Origin of the sequence: Enterococcus sp. C76 (genome assembly GCF_040886985.1) — a bacterium.
Lineage (GTDB): Bacteria > Bacillota > Bacilli > Lactobacillales > Enterococcaceae > Enterococcus_B > Enterococcus_B lactis.
In genome coordinates, this window is record NZ_JBFOEY010000020.1 from 1 (window position 1) to 5,416 (window position 5,416).

Annotated in this window: 2 protein-coding genes; both read left to right on the forward strand. The window is 30.3% G+C overall.

Features of this window, described 5'->3' with window-relative positions; all coding sequences use genetic code 11:
• Positions 1-516: 516 nt before the first annotated feature.
• On the forward strand, positions 517-3,387 hold the full coding sequence (locus AB3I00_RS14415; RefSeq protein ID WP_368025585.1) for an immunoglobulin-like domain-containing protein: 2,871 nt from the start codon (positions 517-519) through the stop codon (positions 3,385-3,387).
• Between the two features lie 353 nt (positions 3,388-3,740).
• Positions 3,741-4,526, forward strand: coding sequence for an AP2 domain-containing protein (locus tag AB3I00_RS14420; RefSeq protein ID WP_368025586.1), 786 nt, complete (start codon positions 3,741-3,743; stop codon positions 4,524-4,526).
• Positions 4,527-5,416: the final 890 nt, after the last annotated feature.

Genomic DNA, 5,416 nt, shown 5'->3' on the forward strand with positions numbered 1-5,416 from the left:
CAATTGCTAAAAGTGAGTCTCATAGATTAGAATACAAAAAATAAAAAGAGGAAAGCTTCTAAAAAATGCAAGCTTTCCTGAAACGGAATAAAATGAAATGAAATGAAATGTAAAAATACAAGTTCATTATACTTATTTTTTAGGAAATTTTATAAAAGGATCATAAAAGGTTGTTTTAATATCATAATTGTAATCGCTTAATAAAAACTGGCACGGTATAGTATTAGAAATTGAGAGATTTATTGATTGGTTATTAGTCTAAGTGGCAAAATGTGAAAGCGTTCAAATAAATTGATTGATGTCTAATTAATCTGATGTAATCAAAATTATTAAGAACTTGAAAATCAAAATATATAGATTCAAGTGGTTGATAGATGATGGAGTTTAACAAGGTTTTTGCAGTCTTTATATTTTCTTTAATAATAAAAATAATAAAGGAAAAGTTCTACGGATAAGATTGTATTTTTATTTGGGGATGTTAAACATGCCCAAATATGTAATTAGGAGTATATGTAAATGAAATTCAAAAAAACATTAAGTACTTTATTAATTTCTGTTTCGATTTTAGGAACAATTACGCCGGCAAATTCCATTTTTGCAGAAGAAGATTGTCAGGCACCAACTGTTCAACAAAATCAACAAGTAGTAACAATACCAGATGTTAATCTAAAAAAAGCATTGAATAAAGTGTTGGAACAAGAGGAAAATCATGAAATTACAGCTGATCAATTAGCAACTATTGAAAAGCTAGATTTATTGCATTCGGGGATTAAATCTATTGAAGGATTGCAGTACTGTAAAAATTTAAAAAGGTTAACTTTAGGAGGTATTTGTCCTTCTTGTTATGGACCTGAGAATTTCAATCAGGTAACAGATTTAACCCCATTGAGTGGATTAACTAAATTGACTAAATTAGGATTATATGGGTTACCTGTGACGGATTTTAGTCCACTTAAGAATCTTTCCATTAAAGAAGGAATAGGAACTTATATGGGAGGATATTTTGAGGGTTCGGTAACGTTACATGCCAATAATACTTTTTCTTATAAGCTTCCTGAATATATTGGGATGGATGGGCAAGTAATTGATTTTTCGGGAGCCATTGAAAGTTGTAAAGAAAATCTAGCAGGTGGAATTTATGATAAAGCTACTCAAACAATTACTTGGCCTTGTGAAGCTTTTTATAAATATATGTATTATAGCAATAGGCACCCATTCTTTAACTGGGAATTGCCAGGACTATCTAAGTGTTCTTATTTTACTTTTTACTTTCCTTGTCCGTCAGAACTCCTTTTAGGGGATAGAGCTTTAGATTTAACTTTTGTATTATTTGAAAATAAAGAACCAGCAAGTGGAAAACTAGCTTCAGATATCACGCAAGAAACAATTACAAAGGCGAGAGAAGAAATTGAAAAGTTGGATGATAATTACAACCAATGGGCTGAGAATTTAAGGAAATATCAAAGTAAAGCGGATTTATTAGAGTGGATCAATAAAGCGCAACAATTATTTAATCAGCAAGAACCTTCTAGCCAAACAATAGTGAATATTCCAGATAAAAACTTGGAACAAGCATTGATGAATAAATTAGGAACGAAAGAAATTACAGTAGAAAATTTGGCGACTATTGAAGATTTGGACATAGATGATTTAGGGATTTCTTCCATTGAAGGGTTACAACATTGTACTAATTTAAAAAGTTTGAAAATAGGAAAATCTTTGGAAGATATGACAACAAAAGAAAGTAATACAATTGCAGATTTAAGCCCATTAAAAAATTTGAAAAATCTCAAGGTATTAAGTTCTAGTAACCTAAAAATTACAGATTTTTCTCCTTTAAATAATTTAAATCTTGAATATGCTACAAATGAAGATCCAGGTAAATCATTTATTGGTCATCAAATTATTGATAAAACTATAAATTCTGATACAATTTCTGGGATTAAAATAAAAAACGATTATATCAATATGAATGGAAAAGCATTTTCAATTAATGAAGCACAAGGATCTGAATGGAATTATAGTTATGAAACTGAGACAAATAACATTGTTATAAATTGTTTATCAGAGAAAGTGTTAGAAAAGGATTTGTATACTGGATATGATTTTTCAATTCCTATTGATTTGAAAAATGAAAGTTTAGTTTATGGACAAGTAGATTTAAGAATTAAAGTACATGTTAATAGCACTGCAGATAAGTTACACAATTCTATTGAACATTTATTTACAGATAAGGAATACAGTCAATTAGCTAAAAATTTAACTATTGAACAATTCGAAAATATTATTCAATTGAAAGAAGAATTAGCTAAAAATGACTCAAAGGTACCAGCTCCTGATAAATACCATAAACAAATTGAAAATGAAGATATGCCAAAATACCAGAAAGCTGGTAATTTATTCTTTACTGCAGAAGTAGAAAAGTTATTTGTAAAAGGTTCAGATAATAATAAATTAAAGCAAGAGGTTACTCAAGAACAAATTACTAAGACGAAAAATAATTGCGAGAAATGCGTGATAGATAATCAAGAAAAAGAGAAATTATTAAAACTTATTAATAAGGCACAACAATTATATGATCAACAAATCCCTTCTAAATCGTTAGAAATTACATTAGATAAATATATAATAGGTGCAACTGATACCATAATTGGGACATACAATGATATGAATGCTAAATTCCTTCGTATAGAAGTAAATGGTGAAAAGAAAACGTTGATATCTTCGAAAGCTTTGGCTAACGGACAAATCAAGTACTATGTAGGCAAAGATTTGAAAGCTTCAGATGATGTCCAAGTAGTTTTGTTCAATCAAAATTATCAAGAAATCGGGCGTCAAAAAGTAAATTTGGAAGAATCCATTATTACTAAACTAGCATTAGATAATTTTGTGGCAGGAGAGAGTCATACCATTACTGGAAGCTATAATGGAACAAATGCAAAATATGAACGAGTTGAAGTAAATGGTGAAAAGAAGGCTTTAATTGCTTCGAAAGATTTAGCCAATGGACAAATCAAGTACTATGTAGGCAAAGATTTGAAAGCTTCAGATGATGTCCAAGTAGTTTTGTTCAATCAAAATTATCAAGAAATCGGGCGTCAAAGAGTAAATTTGGAAGAACCCATTATTACTAAATTAACATTAGATAATTTTGTGGCAGGAGAGAGTCATACCATTACTGGAAGCTATAATGGAACAAATGCAAAATATGAACGAGTTGAAGTAAATGGTGAAAAGAAAGCTTTAATTGCTTCGAAAGATTTAGCCAATGGACAAATCAAGTACTATGTAGGTAAAGATTTGAAAGCTTCAGATGATGTCCAGATCGTACTGTTTGATCAAAATTATCAAGAAATTGGGCGTCAAAAACTTGTATTTAAAAACTGAAGTATTGCATTAGAGAAATATATTTTTGAAACAAGTAGTATGATTATGGGGACTTATAATAGTAAAAAAATGTAAAATATATATGGGCAGAAATCAAATTCTTTTGAAATATGCTATGAATAGAGGGAGGAAAACCGATTTGTCAAAATTCGTAATATCTATAAATTAGAAAAAAGGGATCCAGCACATCTGTCAAAGGCAAGTAAAATCATCCGGTTAACAAAATTTTTTTAATTTAAATGTCAGCTGTGGGGAAAGAATTACAATGTGGATTTAAACACGAAATATAAATATCTCTGATAAATTATATAATTTATCAGAGATATTTATAGATTTTGACAGCGGTATATTTATTGAGATACGGAAAGTTAATAATTTTGTCATACAGTAAAAAAGGAGCCCATAAAACTGCTATTTGTAAGTGTGATTGTGGGAATATAAAAGAAATTTATCTAACGAATTTGAAGGGAAATAGAACAAAGAGTTGTGGATGTTTAGAAGAAAAAAATAGAAGAAAGTTCAATGATATTTCTGGAAAAAGATATGGCAGTATAGAAGTTATAGAAGCCACTAATAGGCGGGATAAAAGTCGTTATATTATTTGGAAATGTTTATGTGATTGTGGCACCGTTTTTTATTGTTCAGGAAAATATTTAATACATGGGGGCAAAACACATTGCGGTTGTCAACGTAAAAATAAAGTTGATATAACAAACAAACGATTTGGTAAATTAATTGCATTAAGCCCTATTCAGAAAAACAGTATTTCTCGTTGTAAGTGGATTTGTAAATGTGATTGTGGCCAATGGTGTCTCGTTCAATATGGAAATTTAATTTCTGGACATACAAAAAGTTGTAGTTGTTTAAAAAAACAAGATTTTAGAGAAAAAATCGATGGAACATTTGTGGAATCTTTAATAGCAAATCGTTCCAAAAATAATAAAAGTGGAGTAAAGGGAGTTTGTCAATTAAATAGTAAGTGGCTTTCATATATTAATCTAGCTGGAAAAAGATATCATTTGGGCTCGTATACAAAGCTAGAAGATGCAAGAAAAGCAAGAAAACAAGCGGAAAAAGAGTTGTTTCTTCCTATTATAGAAAAAGCGTATAAACAAAAAACTGATGAATACAAAATGTAAAAAGAACATCATCTATAGAAAAATGTTAAGCTACCAATTTGTTGGTAGCTTTTTTAATCCCTATCACTAACTTTTTCCATAACTATTGCAGTATTTTTAGGTGGAAAGAATAAAAATATAGTTTTTTGAGAATAAATTATAACCATCTTTTAAAAGGGGAATTTGTTCTAGTGTTATAAGCTCAAAAAACGGTCAGCGCCTAAAGAACTGGCTTTCACATTGTGCGCCAGGCATGACAACTAGCTAGGTGGTGAAAGTCCACTTTGAGGGTACATATCAACAAATAGCTAGAGAAATGCAAGATGGCATCCGTAAGGATGTGGCTGTAGGAAGCGTGTATCAAACTCTCGGCTCGACGAACAGAAATCTGATACGAAGGCTAGATAAGCGGATGAGGTTCCAATACAAGCTAAAGTCCAAAAGATGTGTAAGCTTATCTAGTAAATCAGGTGAGTAAAAGACGAAAGTTAGCTGTCTTTCCATGGAAGATTTCACAGACGATTAAGGAGTTCACTATTAAAAAAATCGGTCGAAAAAGGTTTATCTTGAGAAGTTAGCCGACGTCATAGTAATGGAAGTTCTTTTCCATGAAGGACTGAACAACTTATATTGCTTTTGTCACTTTTTCCTACCTTCAATAGTTTTTTTAGGGTAATTTTCTAAAATTATTTGTATAAATTATTTGTTTTGTGGAAAAAAAACTGAAAATTTGTATTAACATACTATGCAAAGAAATGGAGGAATGAAATAATGAAATGTAAAAAACTTATTGCAACATTGTTATTGTCTACCACTGTATTAAGTTCATTGACGCCTACGGCTTTTGGATTGATGTATGCAGAAGAAATTAATGGTCAAGAAGAAGTAAAGGCAGTACCAGTGGAAGTGAC